The following is an 18,423-nucleotide window of genomic DNA, read 5'->3' on the forward strand; positions in this document are numbered from 1 at the left end:
GTGCCCCTCAATCGACCATACGTATGCGGGACGGGACCCGCTCAACCCGGCGGGGAGGTTTTTCCGGATTCCGCGTGACTTCGGCTCATGCGTCCCAAGGCATCGGGGTGCTGACGGCCCTCCACAAATCCATCCGCACCCGATCCGCCGGAGGTGTCATCCGCCGTCGTTCCGTCCGCCCGGCACTCCGGCACTCCGGCACTCCGGCACTCCGGCAGCACCTGTTACTCCATCACGTCGATCGTGTACTGGTTCGTCTCCACGCCCGCCGCCGTCACCACCTGCACCTCGACCCGTCCCGGTTCCACGTCCGCCGGGACGGGAACGGTCAGTGCCGTGTCCGTGGGATTGCTGAAGCCGCCCGTGACCGGGACGAGGGGCACGTGCACGTTGACCGCGCCGATACGGACCCTCATACGGGCCAGCCGGTCGGCTCCCTGCGCACCCGGCGGGACGAACCCGGCGCCCCTGATCTCGATGTCGTCGCCCGTCCGGATCGGCGCGTCCAGGTCACCGGCCTCCCGGGCCCGGACCACCGACAGGACGACGGGACGGCCGCCGTCGGCGTACTTGCCCGCCAGGTAGGTCGCCGCCGACACCAGCACCACCACCGCCAGTCCCCATGGCAGGTCGGGCAGTTGGTCCGGACGCCGGGCCAGTCGCACCGCCGCGAACGCCAGCGCGACGGCGCTGATCACCACGTACTGGATGTCCGTGAAGGCGCCCCGTCCCGAGTCGTCGGTCAGCAGGTCGGCCGCCCGCGGCCGGTCCGCGCGCACCTTCTGGAGCCGCTGCCCCAGCACTCGCAGTCCGACCACCCGCCGTACGAGGACCGCGATCCCGCACACCACGGCGAGCACGGTGACCACACCGGCGCCCCGGGCCAGGTCCAGCCCGGAGATCAGGGCGTCGCGCTCGGTGTGGTCCGAGGCCAAGGCGAGCCGGCCCGCCAGCACCAGCACCGCGTACGCCACGAACAGCACCCATCCCACGGCCACCGCGCGGGAGGTGGACAGCCGGTTGTCCTCGCCGATGACCGGAGCGAGCGCCCCGCCACGCCCCCGGTGGAGCCAGGACGCGGCCGTCAGCGCCCCGGCCACCAGGACGGCCGCCAGCAGTCCCGCGGTCCGGGCGGAACTCCAGCCCGCGCCGACCGCCGTCAACGCCTGCACCAGAAGCAGCAGTACGACCGCCGACCACACCGTGTACGCCGTCCAGCGCCACAGCCGTGCCAGCCAGGCCTCGCCCTCGGCCCGCCCCCGCTCGGCGACGAGTTCAGCGGACTGCGTCAGCTCCTCCGAGACCCACTGCCGGGAGGCCGACGCCGAGTGCGCCACGGCCGCCGGCAGGCCCTGACCCGCGGCGAACTCGTCCCGCTTGAGAAGGAACGCGGCAACAGCCTGCCGGTGTCCCGCACGCGCCCCGTGCGGGCAGTTCCCGCAGGTGCAGCCGCCCCCATGGGCGCCCACGCCGCCTCTCGCCTCCTGCACCGCCACGCCCGACGCCCGCCTTCCCCGGATCCCGCGGCCCAGCCGCGGCAACAACACCCCTACGCAGAAGGCGAATTGTGCCCTATACCGCCCCGCCCGCGTTCGCCAGGTCCGGTCAGCGGGGGTGAAGCCGGGAACGCTGGGTTGACCCGGCTGCGGGAACGTCCGTATGGGCGAGATGTCCAGCGTGCCGAAGGCCTCAGGTCAGCAGGTCGGGTTCGCTGCGGCTGATGTCCTGCCACAGGGGCTGGTAGTTGATCCACGCCACCAGGTCGCCGCCGAGCTGTTCCCGGGTCGCGACCGCCGGTTCGTGGTCGATCAGGACCGGCCGGCCCGCCGCCCGTGCGGTCAGCTGCACCTGACAGGAGCGTTCCATGGCCAGGAACCACCAGGCGGCAGCGTCCACCGAGTCGCCGACCGTCAGCAGGCCGTGGTTGCGCAGCACCAGTGCCTTGCGCGAGCCCAGCGCGGCCGCGATCCGGCGGCCCTCCTCCGCGTCGACGGCGACGCCGGTGTAGGAGCCGTAGACGGCGTGGTCCTCGTAGAAGGCGCAGCTCTCCTGGGTGATCGGGTCCAGGAGGTCACCGAGCGCCGCCAGGGCGCGGCCGTGCACCGAGTGGCAGTGGGCGACGGCGACGACGTCCGGGCGGGCGGCGTGGACCTGGGCGTGCACGGTGAACGCGGCCTGGTTGACGTGGTGGCGGCCCTCGAGCACCTGCCCGTCCTGGTTGGCGAGCACCAGGTCGCTCACGGTGACGTGCTGGAACGGCATCCCGAAGGGATTGACCCAGAAGCAGTCGCTGAACTCGGGGTCGCGCGCGGTGATGTGGCCGGAGACGCCGTCCTCGAGACCGGACCGGCCGAAGATCCGCAGGGCGCCCGCGAGCCGCTCCTTGCGGTACCGGCGCTCGTCGTCGACCGACTCGTGCATCGGCGGCATCGCGAACAGCAGTTTCTCGGTGGGCAGGGGCGGTGGCGGGGTGGGGGCGGGACCGTGCATGGGACCTCCGTCGCTGGATCGACGACGTACGGGCCGGAAGCTACCGCCGAACGGGTCAGGATACGAGCGCGGTGCGGTGAAGATGCCCGGCAGCGCACCGGCTCCGCCACCCAATGCCGCCAAACGCCGCCGAATGCCGCCGAATCCCGACAGAGGATGTCGGGTATCGCCACCACACTCGGGGCATGGCGACGAACTGGGCGGCCTTCGCCGCGGCGGAACCCGACCTGGCCACGACCGTCGAGCAGCGGTTCAGGGCGTTCCCGCACCACGTCCTGGTGACCCTGCGCGGGGACGGCTCCCCGCGCACCACGGGACTGGAGGTGCGCTTCCTGAACGGCGAACTGTGGCTCGGCATGATGCCGGGCTCGCTCAAGGCGCTCGATCTGCGCCGGGATCCGAGGTTCGCGCTTCAGGCGAACCCGGGGCCGGACACCGCGATGGCCGGCGGTGACGCGCGGATCGCCGGACGGGCGGTCGAGGTGGAGGATCCCGAGGTGAAGGGCGTGTACGTGAAAGAGGTGGAACCGCCGCAGCCGTTCCACCTCTTCCGCACCGAGTTGACGGAGGTCGTACGGACCTTCGTCGAGGACGACACGTTCCTGGTCGTCCAGGTCTGGAAGCCCGGAGAGCCGGTGCGGACTCTCAGGCGGGCCTAGGACCGGCTCACTCCCACTCGATGGTGCCCGGCGGCTTCGAGGTCACGTCGAGGACGACGCGGTTGACGTCCCGGACCTCGTTGGTGATGCGGGTCGAGATCTTCGACAGGACGTCGTAGGGCAGCCGCGACCAGTCGGCGGTCATGGCGTCCTCGCTGGAGACCGGGCGCAGCACGATCGGGTGGCCGTAGGTGCGGCCGTCGCCCTGGACGCCGACGCTGCGGACATCCGCGAGCAGGACCACCGGGCACTGCCAGATGTCACGGTCGAGGCCGGCCGCCGTCAGCTCCTCGCGGGCGATGGCGTCGGCCTCGCGCAGCAGGTCCAGGCGCTCCTTGGTGACCTCGCCGACGATCCGGATGCCGAGGCCGGGGCCCGGGAAGGGCTGGCGCTGGACGATCTCGTCCGGCAGGCCGAGCTCCTGGCCGACCATGCGGACCTCGTCCTTGAACAGTTGGCGCAGCGGCTCGATCAGCTTGAACTCGAGGTCCTCGGGCAGGCCGCCGACGTTGTGGTGCGACTTGATGTTCGCGGTGCCGGTGCCGCCGCCGGACTCGACGACGTCCGGGTAGAGGGTGCCCTGGACGAGGAACTCCACCGCCGGGCCCTCGTCCGCGATGATCTCCGCCTGGGCCTGCTCGAAGACGCGGATGAACTCGCGGCCGATGATCTTCCGCTTCTCCTCGGGGTCGTTGACCCCCTTGAGGGCGGTGAGGAAGCGCTCCTCGGCGTCCACGACCTTCAGCTGTACGCCGGTCGCGGCCACGAAGTCCTTCTCGACCTGCTCGGTCTCGCCCTTGCGCATCAGGCCGTGGTCGACGTAGACGCAGGTCAGCTGGGAGCCGATGGCCTTCTGCACGAGTGCGGCGGCGACCGCGGAGTCCACGCCCCCGGACAGTCCGCAGATCGCCCGCTTGTCGCCGACCAGCTCGCGGATGGCGGCGACCTGCTCGTCGATCACGTTGCCGGTGGTCCAGTTCGGCTTGAGGCCGGCACCGCGGTAGAGGAAGTGCTCCAGGACCTGCTGGCCGTGCGTGGAGTGCATGACCTCCGGGTGGTACTGGACGCCGTACAGCTTCTTCTCGTCGTTCTCGAACGCGGCGACCGGGACGACGTCCGTGGAGGCCGTGACCGAGAAGCCCTCGGGGGCGGCGGAGCAGGCGTCGCCGTGCGACATCCACACGTCCTGGTCGGCCGGGGTGCCCTCGAAGAGGGTGGAGGAGGGCTTCGAGACGGACAGTCCGGTACGGCCGTACTCGCGGGCTCCGGTGTTGTCCACGGTGCCACCGAGGGCCTGCGCCATCAGCTGGAAGCCGTAGCACATGCCGAACACGGGGACGCCGGACTCGAAGATCTCGCGGTCGAGGCGCGGGGCGCCCTCTTCGTACACCGAGGAGGGGCCGCCGGAGAGGATGATCGCCGCCGGGTTCTTGGCGAGCATCTCCTGAACCGGCATGGAGCTCGGCACGATCTCGCTGTAGACCCGTGCCTCGCGGACGCGACGGGCGATGAGCTGGGCGTACTGCGCGCCGAAGTCGACGACCAGGACGGTGTCGGGGGCGGCGGCAGCGGGGGTCGCTGATGACACGGGGTGCCTTCCGGCGGTCGGGGGGGCCTTGTGCTTGTCGATTCTACCGACGTGGCCGCGGGTACCTCCCCAGCCGCCTCGACGACTGCAGCCCAGGGCGCCCCGTCCAGGGCCCGTCCAGCCATCCGTCTCATCAGGTGAACCGTGTTGGACGTCACGGGCGGGCGAGGCATACTGGTTTCATGCTTGCGCAGACGACCTTCGTGTTTACCTATGGCACCCGGCCCACCGGCTGCCATGGTCGTGCTGCTTGAGCAACTGACAAGCGACTTCCCAGGCGCCCCGGGCCGACAAGGTCCGGGGCGCCTGGCGTTGTGGTCCTTGTCATCCGGGGCACCGCACCCGACCAGCGAGGAGCCCCCGCCATGACCGCCACCGCAGCACAGCCCCAGACCTCGGCAGCCACCGCCGGGAGCGGTGCCCGTACCGACGAGGCCGCGAACGTGATCACCGGCGCCCGGGAGCGCATCGACACCCTGGACGACCGGATCATCGGCCTGATCCAGGAACGGATGGCCGTCTCCGCCGTGATCCAGGAGACCCGGATCGCCTCCGGGGGCCGGCGGGTGAACCTCTCCCGTGAGATGGAGATCCTGGGCCATTACAGGGACGCCCTGGGCAAGCCGGGCACAAGCCTGGCGATGACCTTGCTGGAACTGTGCCGGGGCAGGATCTGACCCCCTCGCCGCCGCCCTCCTCATCCGCCCCCGCTCTCATGTCCCACCGCTCTCACCCGTACGGCGCGTGACCGCCGCGCCGCCCGCCTCGTTGTCCCGGTGTCCGTGCCAGCCAGGGGCGGGCCCGAAAGAACCACGCGTGGATCTCGGGAGCGATGAGGCGTGCGGATCGTGCCGCGCGTCGTGGGACCTCGCTCCAGGGAAGTGACCGGACGGCAGGGGACAGCAGCCCGGTCACCCAGATAAACGGCCGGCTCCGGGGACGCCCGGGGCCGGCCGGCGGGACGAAAAACACACAAGGCCGGATCAAAGGGTTGCGGACGCCAGGTTCGTCCAACACGATGCCCACACAGCTCCCGGCTCCGGACTCCCGCGCGGACGGCAGCGCCGCGGTGCGCCACCCGACCGCCAGAGGTCGAGACCCGGTGCGCCCCCCGTGCGCCGGGGAGCACGACGACGCATCACGACGCGCGGAGGGCACACGCCAGCGGCAGGCGGCGCAATCCCCCGGCGCCGCTCCCCCGGGCACCGGCGCTGCCCTGACGTCGGTGCCGACGAGAGAAGGGCCCCGCGGCCCGAGGCCGCGGGGCCCTTCTCATACGCGCTCGCGGACACGGACCCCCGGGGATGTGACGCAGGACACATCAGAATCCTGCCGACCGGGGCGCAACCTTTCGCAGTCCCCCCGGGTCACATCAGCAGACGGAGGAGGACCTGTGCCAGGAGGGGGGTGCAGGTCCTCTCTCTTTTCTCTTTCCAGGCCTGTTCACCGGTTTCTCTTTCCAGGCCTGTTCACCGGCGCCGTTCCTGCTTCTTCGGCGGCACCGGCGGCATCCCCAGGAACGGCAGCCGCAGCGCGCCGAAGGCGTCCGCCGGGACCGCCGGATGCCGTGGCTCCACCGCCCGCAGTCGCTCGTAGGCCGCACCCTGCGGCGGGCGCGGGTCGGTCTCTCCCTTGTTGGGCCAGTACGACATCGCCCGCTCGGCCTGGGCGGTGATGGTCAGCGACGGGTTCACCCCCAGGTTCGCCGAGACCGCGGCGCCGTCGACGACCGAGATGCCGGGGTGGCCGTAGAGGCGGTGGTACGGGTCGATGACGCCGGTCTCGCGCGAGGCGCCGATCGGGCAGCCGCCGAGGAAGTGTGCGGTGAGCGGGGTGCCCATCAGCTCGCCGACGTTGGACCCGGCGAAGCCGTTGATCTCGGCGGCGAGCGCGGTGGCGCTTTCCGTGGCGGCCCTGATCTGCTTGGGGTTGGGCGCGCCGTGCCCCTGGCGGGCCGTGAGCAGTCCCCTGCCCACACCGTCCGGCTTCAGGTACGTGGTCAGGGAGTTGTCCAGGGACTGCATCACCAGGCCGATGATGGTCCGCTCCGACCAGCGGCGGTTGGACAGGGAGCGCAGGACCAGCAGGGGGTGGCGGACGGCGTTGGCCAACCAGGCCGCCGCTCTGGACGAGCCCTCGGCGTACGGGACCTGGAGGATCGACAGGCCGCCCATCGAGTTGGAACCCTTGCCGTAACGGACCGGCTCGATGTGGGTGTTCTCGTCCGGATGGATGGAGGACGTGATGGCGACTCCCCGAGTGAAGTCCGCCTTCGGCTCCCCGGTCGCCTTCCGGTAGCGCCGGTCGTCGGTCTGGGCGCCCACCAGAGCCTCGGAGTTGGTGCGGGTCAACTCGCCCAGCCGCGCGGACAGATGGGTCAGCCGACCGCTCGCCCTCATGCGGTGCAGCAGCGTCTGGGTGCCGTAGGTGCCGGCCGCCAGGATCACCCTGCGCGCGGTGAGCAGGCGGCCGGCGCCCTTCTTCTTGTTGTCGGTGGGAAGCGTGGCGACCGCGTAGCCGCCGCGTGAGTCGTCCGTGACCGACACGACCGTCGTCATGGGGTGGACCACCGCGCCCGCCTTCTCGGCGAGGTACAGGTAGTTCTCGTTCAGGGTGTTCTTGGCACCGTGCCGGCAGCCCGTCATGCACTCGCCGCACTCGGTGCAGGCCTTGCGGTCCGGTCCGGCCCCGCCGAAGTAGGGGTCCGCGACCCGCTCACCCGCCTTCGCCGTCGTCGTGCCGTCGGCGTCCTCGCCGTCGCCGAAGAACACTCCGACCGGCGCCATGTGGAAGGTGTCGCCGACGCCCATCCGCTGTGCGGCGGCCTTCAGATGGACGTCGGAGGGGGTCGTCGTCGGGTTGAGCCGCACGCCGAGCATGCGCCGCGCCTGGTCGTAGTACGGCGTCAACTCGTCCTGCCAGTCGGTGATGTCCCGCCACTGAGGGTCGTCGAAGAAGGGTTTCGGCGGTATGTAGAGGGTGTTGGCGTAGTTCAGGGAGCCGCCGCCGACGCCCGCGCCGGCCAGCACCATGACGTTGCCGAGCAGGTGGATGCGCTGGATGCCGTACATGCCGAGCTTCGGGGCCCACAGGTAGTTCTTCAGGTCCCAGGAGTTCCTCGGCAGGGTCTCGCGGGTGAAGCGGCGGCCCGCCTCCAGGACGCCGACGCGGTAGCCCTTCTCGGTCAGGCGGAGCGCGGAGACCGATCCGCCGAACCCCGACCCCACGACGATGACGTCGTAGTCGTAGCCGTCTTGAGACACATGCTCTCCTTGTCGGGAACGGGGTGCCGGCTAGTGCCGTGACCGGAAAGGTGTGCCGGGAAGCTCGCGGCGTCCGGTGCTGGGGGCACCTCCCACGCCCTTCGGGCAGTGGGGGAGCCTCGCAAGGCGGAGCATTGCCCGCGTACTGGATGTACTCGGGTGATGCGACAACGCGGCGTGGGGGTACCCCCGGCCGAAGGCTGGGGGAGTGCCGTGCCGGCCGTCGCGAGCCGGTGAACCTTTCCGGTCACAGCACTAGCGGAAACGGCACGCCTTCATCAGCCTCAGGCTGCGGCTCATGAACGCCGCGTACCTCTCGTCGTCCATGCCGAGCGATGGGGCCATGGGCAGCAGCCGCTGGTGGGCAAGGGTCTGGGCCTCGGTGTACTTGAGGATGCCCTCGGAGCCGTGCCGGCGGCCGAGCCCCGAGTCCTTCATGCCGCCCATCGGTGACTGGACACTGCCGTAGGCGGGGGCGTAGCCCTCGTTGATGTTGACCGTGCCGGTACGCAGCCGGGCGGCGACCTCGCGGCCGCGGCGGGCGTCCTTCGTCCAGACGGACGAGTTCAGGCCGTACGGCGTGGAGTTGGCGCGCTCGATCGCCTCGTCGTCGCTCGTGAAGCGGTAGACGGAGACGACCGGGCCGAAGGTCTCCTCCGTACACACGGCCATCGGGGCCTCGACGCCGTCGAGGATGGTGGGCTCGAAGAAGTACGGGCCGATGTCGGGGCGGGCGACGCCCCCGGCCACCACCTTGGCGCCCTTGGCGACGGCCTCCTCCACATGCCGGGTGACGGTCTCCAGTTGCCGCTCCCCGACCAGCGAGCCCATGTCGGCGCCGTACGCCAAGGACGTGCCGAGCCGCATCGCCCGCGTACGGGCCGCGAACCGCTCCAGGAACGCGTCCGCGACCGCCTCGTGGACGTACAGCCGCTCGATGGAGATGCACAGTTGGCCGGCGGAGGAGAAGCAGGCGCGGACCGCTCCGGCCGCCGCCTTCTCGATGTCGGCGTCCTGGAGCACCAGCATGGCGTTTTTGCCGCCGAGTTCGAGGGAGACGCCGACCAGCCGGGCGGCGGCGCTCCGGGCGACCTCGCGTCCGGTGCGGGTGGAGCCGGTGAAGGAGACGTAGTCGGCGTGCTTGACGACCTCGGGGCCGACGACCGGACCCTCGCCGATGACGACCTGGAACACCTCGGCGGGCAGCCCCGCCTCGACGAGCAGGTCGCGGGCCCACAGCGCGGTCAGGCAGGTCTCGGTGTCGGGCTTCATCACCACCGCGTTGCCCGCGACGAAGGCGGGCAGCGCGTCGCCGACGGACAGCTCCAGGGGGTAGTTCCACGGGGCGATCTGGCCCACCACCCCGCGCGGATGGCGCAGTTCGGTGACGCGCGTGAGGGTGGGGATGGCGCCCGTGTGCCGCTTGGGCTTCAGGTAGGCGGCGGCGCGCCGGCCGTAGTGCCGGGCGGCGACGGCGACGGCCTGGACCTCCTCGTGCGCGTGCAGGCGGGCCTTGCCGGTCTCCAGCTGGATCAGGTCCAGGACCTCGGCCTGGCGGGCGAGCACCAGGTCGTGGAAGCGGAGCAGGACGGCCGCGCGCTGCCGTACCGGGACCCGGGCCCACACCGCCTGTGCGGCGCGGGCCCGTTCGTAGGCGCCGGCCACGTCCTCGGGGGTGGACTCGGGCAGGTCGGCGAGCTTGTCGCCGGTGAACGGCGTGTGGTTGGCGGTCCGCCCGGATCCGGCGACGCCCTTGGTGAGCCGGGCGACCAGCTCGGGGGTCACCACGTCGGCGGCGGTACGGGCCCCCGCGGGGGCGGGGGCCTGGGGATTGGTGCCGGTCTTCGCCGGGGCCTGCGCGTCCGTCATGACGCGCAGGGTATGCCGGTCGGGCAGCTTTGTGTACCCGTCAGTAATAGGGATTCACGGGATTCACCGAGTGCTCACGGCGCGCCAGTGATCACTGGCAACGAATACGCTGATCAGGGCGTTGTCACAGGAGATCGAGGTCCAGGTTGGCGATCGCGGCGCGCGCCACCTCACGCCCGCGTTCGGTGAAGTCGCCCTTGCCCGGGTAGCCGACGGTGAGCTTGTACAGGTCGCCCTCGGCGGTCGTGTAGTAGAACATCCGCAGCTCGCGCGGCATCGGGTGCGTGCTGTCGTCGGTGGTGTAGACGATCGTGTTCTCGGCGGCCTTCCTGCCGTGGTACGTCGAATCCTTCGGGTGGGTCGCCGGGTTCTCGGGCATGCCGAACTCGTAGCTGCCGGACTGCTTGTAGGTGCCGTTGTCGTCGTACATCTGGGCAGCCGCGGAGTCCTTGATGGAGCGTTCAGGTTCCTCGGACTTCCTGAGCAGGCGCAGCCCGACCGTGATGCTGCCGCTCCAGTCGCTGTAGGTCACCCAGTGCTTCTTGTCGTTCTTCCGGTCCGGCACCTGCCGCTGGTAGTCCTTCGGCACGGCGATCGTCGCCGCGACGTCCTTCTCGTGGTGGGTCGCCCAGCCCTCGGGCAGCGGGCCCGCGAACGGACGGGCGATCAGGACGTACGCCGTCACCGCGGCCGCGACGACCGCGGCACCGAGTCCGAGCCACGCCCCGCGCCCGAACCGGAGGCCGCGCGGCCCGCCGGGAGCGCCCTCGGCGTACCGCACCACCTGCGTGGGTGCCGGGGCGGGCGGCGCGGCGGCCGCCTCCAGCAGGGCGCGGACCCGGGAGGCGGGCGGCCGGTGCGCCGGGTCCTTGTGCAGCAGGCCGGTGATGGCCTCGGCGAGCGGGCCCCGCGCGGCGGCCGGCGGGGCGGGCGTGGCGTTGAGGACCGACTGGAGGGTGGCCGGGGTGTTGCTGCGGCGGAACGGGGAGACGCCCTCGGTGGTCGCGTACAGGACCACGCCGAGCGACCACAGGTCGGAGGCCGGGCCGGGGCGCCGGCCCAGCACCCGTTCCGGCGCGATGTACTCGGGTGAGCCGACGAAGCCGCCGGTGTCGGTCAGGCTGGTCTCGCCCTCGATCTGGGCGATGCCGAAGTCGGTGAGGACGATCCTCTCGTGCCGGCCGAGCAGGATGTTGTCCGGTTTGACGTCCCGGTGCAGGATGCCCGCGGCGTGCGCGGCCTCGAGCGCGCCGAGCACCTCCAGGCCCATCCGGGCCGCCTCACGGGCGTCCAGGGTGCCCTCCTGGAGCGCGGCGCCGAGCGAGCGGCCCTGCACCAGCTCCATCACGATCCACGGCTGCCCGTCGACGACGGCCACGTCGTGGACGTTGACGACCGCGGGGTGGTCGAGCCGGGCGGCGGCGCGGGCCTCGCGGCGCATGCGCTCGAAGGCGTTGGCACGCTCGCGTTCGGGAAGGTGGTCGGGGACGCGGGGCTCCTTGACGGCGACCTCGCGGTCCACCGTCTCGTCCTTGGCCCGCCACACGGTCCCCATGCCGCCGTACCCGAGCTTGGCGAGCAGCCGGTAGCGCCCGCCGATCAGCCGGCCGGCGCCGGGGTCCTGCGGCTGCGCGGGTGCGGTGCCGTGCGGTTCGCCGGCCGCGGTGCCGTGCGGTTCGCCGGCCGCGGTGGCTTGCGGTTGCCCGGCCGCGGTGCCGTGCGGTTGACCGGCCGCGGTGGCTTGCGGTTGCCCGGCCGCGGTGCCGTGCGGTTGACCGGCCGCGGTGGCTTGCGGTTGCCCGGCCGCGGTGCCGTGCGGTTCGCCGGCCGCGGTGGCTTGCGGTTGCCCGGCCGCGGTGCCGTGCGGTTCGCCGGCCGCGGTGGCTTGCGGTTGCCCGGCCGCGGTGCCGTGCGGCTGCCCGTCCCCGGCGCCCGGTGCGGGCGCGGCGTACGGGTTGTGCGGGTGAGGCACCCGCGCCTGCGGGTCCGGCGGTCGCAAGGCGAAAGTCGTCGGATCGTCTGCCCCGTGCTGGGCGCCCCCGTGGTTGCTCATGGGTCCATCCATATCGCGACCGCCTCCGCCGGCTCCAGCAGGGGGCGCATCCGGTCACCGACCCGTGACCTACCGTGCGTGGAAACTGCCGACCGCGACGTCGAACTGCTCCTTGGCCTCGCGCACCCTGCCGACCGGAGCCGACACCCACACGTCGTACATCCGCCCGTCCTGCTCCCAGCACAGGTCGTAGGTGTGCCGCGGGCCCTCCGCCGCGCTGAAGCCGTCCCAGGTGAACTCCCACAGGGCCGCCGGGTGTCCGCGGTGGGTGGTGGCGGTGACCCGGCCGTCGTGGTAGCCGGGGTTGGTGTCCGGTCCCTCCGCGTCGGCGTGGCGCATCGCCGCGAGCGGGCCTCCGCCTCCCGGTTCGGTGACCTTGACGCCGAGGCGGAAGGCCTCCCCGGGCGGCACGTAGAAGATCCGCTCGCCCTGCGGTTTGCGGGTGAAGCCGTCCGGTACGGCGACGGAGAAGCCGGCCGCGTCGTGGACCAGGTGGTAACCCGAGGGCGCGATGGTGCCGTCGACGGCGGGCGGGGCGGCACGGGTGACGGTGACCGTGGAGCCCGGTACGGGGAGCGAACCGGGCGGCGAGCTCGGCGGTGGTGCCGGCGTGGTCGACGGGGAGGCGGTGCCGGCCGGGGTGCTGTCGGAGGTGTGCGGGGGCGAACTCGTCGGCGTACCAACGCTGTTGTCGCCGCCCCGCATCAGCAGCGCCGCGGCGGACACGCCCGCCCCGGCCGTGGCGGCCACCAGCAGCGCGGCGATCAGCACGTTCCGGGTGGGGTACCGGGCGGAAGCCGGGGAGGCGTCGGCCGTCGGCGCCGGCCCGGGCGCGTGGGGCGCTACGCGCACGCCGCGCTGCGTCGGCGTGCAGGGGACCGTCAGCTGCGGTGTGCGGCCCGACTCCAGGAAGGCGCGCAGCATCCGCTCCGCCTCGGCCGCCGCCAGCCGCCGGTCCGGATCGCGCTCCAGCAGCCCGCGTACGACGGGCAGGATCGGCGCGGCCTGCGCGGGCGGCCGGATGTCGTCGAAGACGACCGCGTGCAGGACGCCGCCCAGCGAATCGCGCCGGAACGGCGACTCGCCGCTCAGGGCGGTGCACAGCAGCGCGCCGAGCGACCACAGGTCGGACTCCGGTCCGGTCCTGACCCCGGACATCCGCTCCGGCGCGGTGTACTCCGGCGAGCCGACGAAGGACCCGGTCTCGGTGAGCGTGGTCGCGCCGGCCATCCGCGCGATGCCGAAGTCGGTGAGGACGATCCGGTCGGTGCCCGGCTCCACCAGGACGTTGGCGGGCTTGATGTCCCGGTGCAGGACACCGGCGGCGTGCGCCGTGCGCAGCGCGCTCAGCAGGGCGACGCCGATGCGTGCGCCCTCGGCGGCGTCCACCGGGCCGTGCGCGGCGATCCGGTCGGCCAGCGAGCCGCCGTCGATCAACTCCATGACGATGTACGGGCGTTCGTTCTCCACGACGACGTCGTGCACGACGACGATGTGCGGGTGCCGCAACTGGGCGACCGCGCGGGCCTCGCGCAGGGTGCGCTCCCGCTGGAGGGCGGCCTCCTCGGCGGACAGGGTCTCGTCGAACGCGAGTTCCTTGACCGCGACCCGCCGTTCGAGGAGTTGGTCGGTCGCCCGCCAGACGATGCCCATGCCCCCGCGTCCGAGCCTCGCCTCCAGGCGGTAACGGCCCGCGATGACACGGAAGTCGTCCCCCTCGATCCCCATACGCCCCATCATGCCGCATCGGCCGAGCGCCCTCCGGGACGACGACCGGCCAACGACGCGGCCCGCGGCCGGAGTCAGCCGGCGGTCGGCTGCCAGCTCTGGAGCACGGTCTGGAACTGCTGCCGCGTCCGCGTCCAGTCCTCCTCCGGCGCGGACATGTAGATCGCGTATTCGACGCCCTCGCGGGAGAAGTACGTCTCCTCGATGGCGTGGCGCGGGCCGGGGAACGGCATGTCCTTCGCCAGGGCCGTCCAGCTGTACTCCCACAGGGAGCCCGGGCGGTCGCGGTAGGTGTTCGGCTCCAGGCGCAGCCGCTGGTAGTCGACCAGCCTCTGGAGCTGCTCCTCCAGGTCGAGTTGGTGCTCGTGGCCGGTGGAGAAGTCCGGCGTGTCGTCCACGGCGACGCGGATGAAGTGCTTGCCGCCGTCGGGGGTGTAGTCGACCTGGTGGGTCGCCTCGTCGAACTCCTGCCGCTGCCAGCTCTTGTCGGGCACGGCGATGCTGAACCCGTAGGGGTCGTGGACGCGCACCCAGCCGTCCGGGAGTCCGCCCGCGGCGTCGGTGCTCGGGGAGGGCGTGGGATCCGGCGGCGGCGACTGGGAGGTGCCGGAGTCCTGCCGCCGGTCCTGGTCCCACTTCTGCAGCATCAGGGCGGTGCCGCCGCCGACGAGCGCGGCGAGCGCCACGATCAGGATCAGGGTGCGCAGGCGGCGTCTGGGTACCGGGGCCGGGGGGTGCTGCTGCACGGGTCCGGCGGCCGTCTGCGGGGGCACCGGATACGGAGTGGCGGCCGGCGGCCACGACCCCCCGGCGGGATGCGCGGCGGTCTCCGGGAGGAAGACGGTCGCCTGCGTGGGCACGTACGCCTGCGCGCTGCTCGGTCTGCGGCCCTCGGCGGCCTCGGCGAGCATCTCCTCGGCCTGCGCCGCCTGCGGCCGTTCGGCCGGATCCTTGCGCAGCAGGGCGGTGATGACCGGGGCGAGCGGACCGGCGTGCCGCGGCTCGCGCGGCTCCTCGTCGACGACCGCCTGCATGGTGCTCAACGGCGAGGTGCGGCGGAACGGCGACAGGCCCTCCACCGCCGCGTAGAGCGTGGCACCCAGCGCCCACAGGTCGGAGGCCGGCCCCGGGTCGTGGCCGCGGACCCGCTCGGGGGCCAGGTAGTCGACCGAGCCGACGACCTCGCCGGTGCGGGTGATGGTGGTGTCGCCCTCTATCTGGGCTATGCCGAAGTCGGTGAGCAGGACGCGGCCGTCCTCGCCGAGGAGGACGTTGCCGGGCTTGACGTCGCGGTGCAGCACTCCGGCGGCGTGCGCGGCGCGCAGCGCGCGCAGCACCCACAGGCCGATCCGGGCGGCCTCCGCCGGGTCCATGCGGTCCCGCTCCTTGAGCGCGTCCGCCAGCGAGCGGCCCTCGACCAGCTCCATCACGATCCACGGGCGGCCGTCGTGCTCCAGTACGTCGTGCACGGTCACCACCGCGGAGTGGTTGATCCGTGCCGCCGCGCGTGCCTCCGCCCGGGTGCGCGCCAGCAGGACCTCCTGGTCGCTCTCGGCGACGTAGAGCGCGGCGGTCAACTCCTTGATGGCGACTGCCCGGTGCAGCACCTCGTCGTGCGCGCGCCACACCCGGCCCATGCCGCCGCTGCCAATGGCGTCGGCGAGCCGGTAGCGGCCCGAGAGGAGCAGGCCCTGCATCTGATTCACGTTTCCCCGCAGTGGTCTTGACAGGCTCAGCGTATGGACCAGCACGCCTGCTGGGAACCGGCGGGGTCCCAGGAAAGCCTCACTGTGACGGTTGTCGCTCCCCGGAGTGTGCGGTTCGGGCGGTTCCGGCGGTTCGGGCGGTTCCGGCGCTTCAGCCGGTGTACCGGTACGTCGCCGAAGCCTGCTCGTACAGCGCGGTCACCCGGTCCCGCTGGGCCTCGGGTCCCCGTACCTGCACCACGTGGTACTTGCCGTCGATCAGGGTGGCCAGGTTGCGCACGTACAGCTGCCGCCCGCTCGCGTCCGTCCAGGTGAACTGCCCCTCGGCCATGGTCCGTCCGCCGACCTGGGTGGTCCGCAGGCCCGAGGAGGTGGCCCAGCTGGAGTCCCGGTAGGCCTGCAACTCGCCCTCCTTCTCCCGCTGGTACGCCATCGGGTCGCCGCCGAACTCGGCCGCGGTGTCCCGTCCGGGCACCACGATCAGCTCGAACGCGCCCTGGGAATAGATCACTTGGCCCAGCCCGTTGCCGGGCGTACGGGCCCAGTCCTTGGCCACGGCGATCTGGAAACCGGCCGGATCCTCGCGCAGCGTGAAGCCGTCGGCGACGTCCGGCGCGGTCGTCTGCGCCTCGGCCGAACCGGCGGTCTTCGAAGGGCTGTTGTTCGCCGCGGAGGAGCTCTGGCCGGATTGTGGGGCGCCGCTCCCGCCGTCGTCGCCCGAGTGCGCCGGGGCGGGGCTCGCCCCGCCGGCGGTTCCGGTGCGGTCGCCGCCCGCCGCGCCGCCGCGGTCTGCCTTCGGCATGAACAGCATCGCGTAGGCGACGGCGGCGGCCATCAGAAGCAGGATGAGCAGGAGCAGCGTGCGGCCCAGGCGCCGCGGCGAACCCGTGTGCCGCTTGTGCCGTCCGTGCGGGGCGGGCAGCCCGGCGCGCCGCCTGCGCACCAGCTCGCCGCGGCGCCGTACGACGGGCAGCCTGCTGGGATCGGCGGGCGGGGCGGCGATGACGTGCGCGCCGGCCTCCGGCTCGGGCGCGGAGCGCACCAGCGAGCGCAGCCAGCCGCGCAGCTCCTCGAAGTCGAGTCGCTCGGTGGGGTCCTGACGCAGCAGCGACTCCACGACCGGGCGCAGCGGTCCGCACTCCTCCGCGTACGCGGGCGGCTCGGCGCACACCATCTGCACCAGCTCGGCGGTCGACTCCTCCGGGTAGGGCGCGTGGCCCTGCACGGCTCTGAAGAGCAGTGCCCCCAGTGCCCACAGGTCGGTCGCCGGGCCGATGGGCGCGGCCAGCTGCCAGTTCTCGTGCACGGGCCCGGCCTGCTCCGGCGCCCACCGCTCGGTCACCGGACCGACCACGGCCATCCGCGCCTGCCGCGCCCGCTCGGCGGCCAGCGCGGTGGCGGGCCCCCGCCGCACGGGACCGCCGGCGGCCGGATCGCCCCAACGGGCCGGTACGCGCCCGGCATCATCCGCCGCGCCCGCGCCGGGCTCGGCCCGGCCTTGTGCGGGCACCACGTACCCGCCGCCCGAAGTGCCGTGACCGGCGACCGGGCCGCCGTGGCCCGGGCCGGCGACGCCGTGGTCCGATGCCGGGCCGGGGGTGGTTCCGGGTCCGAGAGCGGGCGTGGCTCCCAGTCCTGTGGTGCGGGCCGGGTGTGGGCCGGGCTCGTCGGAGGGCCGGTCGGGGGACGCGGGTGGGAGCGCCCTGCTCGCTCCGGGGTGCGGGGCGGTGCCGTTCCGGGCGGGGGCCCGGACACCGTAGGGGTCGGCGATCTGGCCCGGAGGGGTGGCGGTTCCGGCGGCCCGGGGCTCGCCCTCGACGGGTGTGCGGGCGCCGGGAAGTTCGGCGCGTGCGCTCTGCTGTGCCTCCTGCACCCGGGCTGCCGCCCGCGCGCCGGCGCGGTAGTCGGCGATCGCCCCGGCCCGCGCCGCCCTGATGTCCCCGCCGGTCCGAGGCGTCCGCAGCGCGGGCGCGCCCGGCGCACCGGGCCCCGCGTCCGGGCCCGGCAGCGGCAGCGGCCCGGCCGTTCGCGCCTCGATCGCGGCCCGCCGCGCGGCCTCGGGATCCGCCGACGGAGTGCCGGCGCCGCCCCCGAAACCGCCCGGGCCGCCCCCGGAACCGCCGAAGCCGCCCGTGACCTCGGTGGATCCGCCGAAGCCGGCCGCACCGGCCGAGGCGCCGAGGTCCGTGGAACCGCCCGGGGTGCCGGACACGCCGTCAGGATCGTTCTCGTCCCCGGTGTCCCCGGTGTCCTGGACCGGGACCGGGTCGTACCCGCACAGGGCCTCCTCCGCCGCGCCGACCGCGAGGCCCGTCAGCATCACGCGGCCGTCGTCGCAGACGAGGACCGTGCGGGCGGTGATGTTGCGGTGCACCCAGCCGTGGGCGTGCAGCACGCGCAGCGCCGTGAGGATGTCGGAGGCGACCTCGGCCGCCCGGTACGGCGTCAGCGGCTTCTCGGCGAGCAGTGCGGCCAGCGGCCGCGCGGCCACCAGTTCACTGACGACCCACAGCGAGCCGCCCTCCGCGAACACGTCGAAGACCTGGTCGAGCCGAGGATGGTCGGGGATCCGCGCCGCGGCCTGCGCGGCCTCGACCGCCCGCCGCACCGCCGGATCGGTGGGCCGCCGCGTCGCCCCACGGGCGCCACGGGCCTCGCCCGCCGTACGCCCGGTACGGGCCGGCCCCCGCCGGGAGGCTCCGTCGCGCGCGGTGAAGCCGTCGGGCAGCCCGTCGGCGTCGAGCACCTCGGCCTCGACCACCTCCGGCAACGGCACCTGCCGGAGCAGGACTTCCTGCCCGCTGTAGGTGTCGAAGGCCCGGGTCTCGGTCAGTTCGTACTCGTCGGACGGAGGCAGCGGCAGGCGGTAGCGGTCGGCGAGAACCCGGCCCGCATAGTCGTCCACATTGCCTCCCCCGGCCGCACGGTCGGTCAATTCCGTTCGCCACGCGTCCCGTTCCCGATGCTTACGGTCCGCAACCACTCACGATACGTGCCGGAGGCAACCCGCAAAGTCGGGATGCCGGATCTCGCACGCCGAACCGTGAACCCCGGCGACGGACGGCGG

11 protein-coding genes are annotated in these 18,423 nt (G+C 73.0%); 2 read left to right on the forward strand and 9 right to left on the reverse strand.

Translation table 11 applies throughout. The features are described from left to right. Positions 1–224: 224 nt before the first annotated feature. Together ACIQMV_RS34205 and ACIQMV_RS34210 are read right to left on the reverse strand one after the other, a co-directional pair. Complete coding sequence (locus tag ACIQMV_RS34205; RefSeq protein WP_402597083.1) at positions 225–1,496, reverse strand: hypothetical protein; 1,272 nt, start codon at positions 1,494–1,496, stop codon at positions 225–227. Positions 1,497–1,689: 193 nt separating this feature from the next. Then, positions 1,690–2,490, reverse strand: a complete 801-nt coding sequence (locus ACIQMV_RS34210; RefSeq protein ID WP_141359260.1) for a class II aldolase/adducin family protein — start codon at positions 2,488–2,490, stop codon at positions 1,690–1,692. A 185-nt stretch (positions 2,491–2,675) separates the two neighbouring features. Here ACIQMV_RS34210 and ACIQMV_RS34215 point away from each other — a divergent pair, with 185 nt between their 5' ends. Then, positions 2,676–3,149, forward strand: coding sequence for a pyridoxamine 5'-phosphate oxidase family protein (locus tag ACIQMV_RS34215; RefSeq protein ID WP_402597084.1), 474 nt, complete (start codon positions 2,676–2,678; stop codon positions 3,147–3,149). Positions 3,150–3,156: 7 nt separating this feature from the next. Here ACIQMV_RS34215 and guaA read toward each other — a convergent pair whose 3' ends face one another. After that, positions 3,157–4,737 carry a glutamine-hydrolyzing GMP synthase gene (gene guaA, locus ACIQMV_RS34220; protein ID WP_141359265.1) on the reverse strand — a complete coding sequence of 527 codons (1,581 nt, stop codon included), beginning with the start codon at positions 4,735–4,737 and terminating at the stop codon, positions 3,157–3,159. A 365-nt stretch (positions 4,738–5,102) separates the two neighbouring features. Here guaA and ACIQMV_RS34225 point away from each other — a divergent pair, with 365 nt between their 5' ends. Continuing rightward, positions 5,103–5,414, forward strand: coding sequence for a chorismate mutase (locus ACIQMV_RS34225; RefSeq protein ID WP_402597085.1), 312 nt, complete (start codon positions 5,103–5,105; stop codon positions 5,412–5,414). Positions 5,415–6,206: 792 nt separating this feature from the next. On the opposite strand, the gene ACIQMV_RS34230 is transcribed toward ACIQMV_RS34225, so the two are convergent. From ACIQMV_RS34230 to ACIQMV_RS34255, 6 genes are all read right to left on the reverse strand, one after another. Further along, entirely contained in the window at positions 6,207–8,000 is a 1,794-nt protein-coding gene (locus ACIQMV_RS34230) for a GMC family oxidoreductase N-terminal domain-containing protein (RefSeq protein WP_402597086.1), read from the reverse strand. A 255-nt stretch (positions 8,001–8,255) separates the two neighbouring features. Next, positions 8,256–9,869 carry a succinic semialdehyde dehydrogenase gene (locus tag ACIQMV_RS34235; protein ID WP_402597087.1) on the reverse strand — a complete coding sequence of 538 codons (1,614 nt, stop codon included), beginning with the start codon at positions 9,867–9,869 and terminating at the stop codon, positions 8,256–8,258. A 124-nt stretch (positions 9,870–9,993) separates the two neighbouring features. Then, entirely contained in the window at positions 9,994–11,922 is a 1,929-nt protein-coding gene (locus ACIQMV_RS34240; protein WP_402597088.1) for a protein kinase, read from the reverse strand. A gap of 69 nt (positions 11,923–11,991) precedes the next feature. After that, entirely contained in the window at positions 11,992–13,650 is a 1,659-nt protein-coding gene (locus tag ACIQMV_RS34245) for a protein kinase (RefSeq protein WP_402597089.1), read from the reverse strand. 74 nt (positions 13,651–13,724) lie between these two features. After that, positions 13,725–15,347 carry a serine/threonine-protein kinase gene (locus ACIQMV_RS34250; RefSeq protein ID WP_141366343.1) on the reverse strand — a complete coding sequence of 541 codons (1,623 nt, stop codon included), beginning with the start codon at positions 15,345–15,347 and terminating at the stop codon, positions 13,725–13,727. A gap of 160 nt (positions 15,348–15,507) precedes the next feature. Next, entirely contained in the window at positions 15,508–18,261 is a 2,754-nt protein-coding gene (locus ACIQMV_RS34255; protein WP_402597090.1) for a protein kinase, read from the reverse strand. Positions 18,262–18,423: the final 162 nt, after the last annotated feature.

It is taken from the genome of Streptomyces sp. NPDC091412 (assembly GCF_044756885.1).
Lineage (GTDB): Bacteria > Actinomycetota > Actinomycetes > Streptomycetales > Streptomycetaceae > Streptomyces.

Excerpts from the sequence above, each read along its gene's own strand:
- ACIQMV_RS34210 (WP_141359260.1), bottom strand. The coding sequence starts at position 2,490 with ATGCACGGTCCCGCCCCCACCCCGCCACCGCCCCTGCCCACCGAGAAA.
- ACIQMV_RS34215 (WP_402597084.1), top strand. The coding sequence starts at position 2,676 with ATGGCGACGAACTGGGCGGCCTTCGCCGCGGCGGAACCCGACCTGGCC.
- ACIQMV_RS34225 (WP_402597085.1), top strand. The coding sequence starts at position 5,103 with ATGACCGCCACCGCAGCACAGCCCCAGACCTCGGCAGCCACCGCCGGG.
- ACIQMV_RS34235 (WP_402597087.1), bottom strand. The coding sequence starts at position 9,869 with ATGACGGACGCGCAGGCCCCGGCGAAGACCGGCACCAATCCCCAGGCC.
- ACIQMV_RS34240 (WP_402597088.1), bottom strand. The coding sequence starts at position 11,922 with ATGAGCAACCACGGGGGCGCCCAGCACGGGGCAGACGATCCGACGACT.
- ACIQMV_RS34245 (WP_402597089.1), bottom strand. The coding sequence starts at position 13,650 with ATGGGGATCGAGGGGGACGACTTCCGTGTCATCGCGGGCCGTTACCGC.
- ACIQMV_RS34250 (WP_141366343.1), bottom strand. The coding sequence starts at position 15,347 with ATGCAGGGCCTGCTCCTCTCGGGCCGCTACCGGCTCGCCGACGCCATT.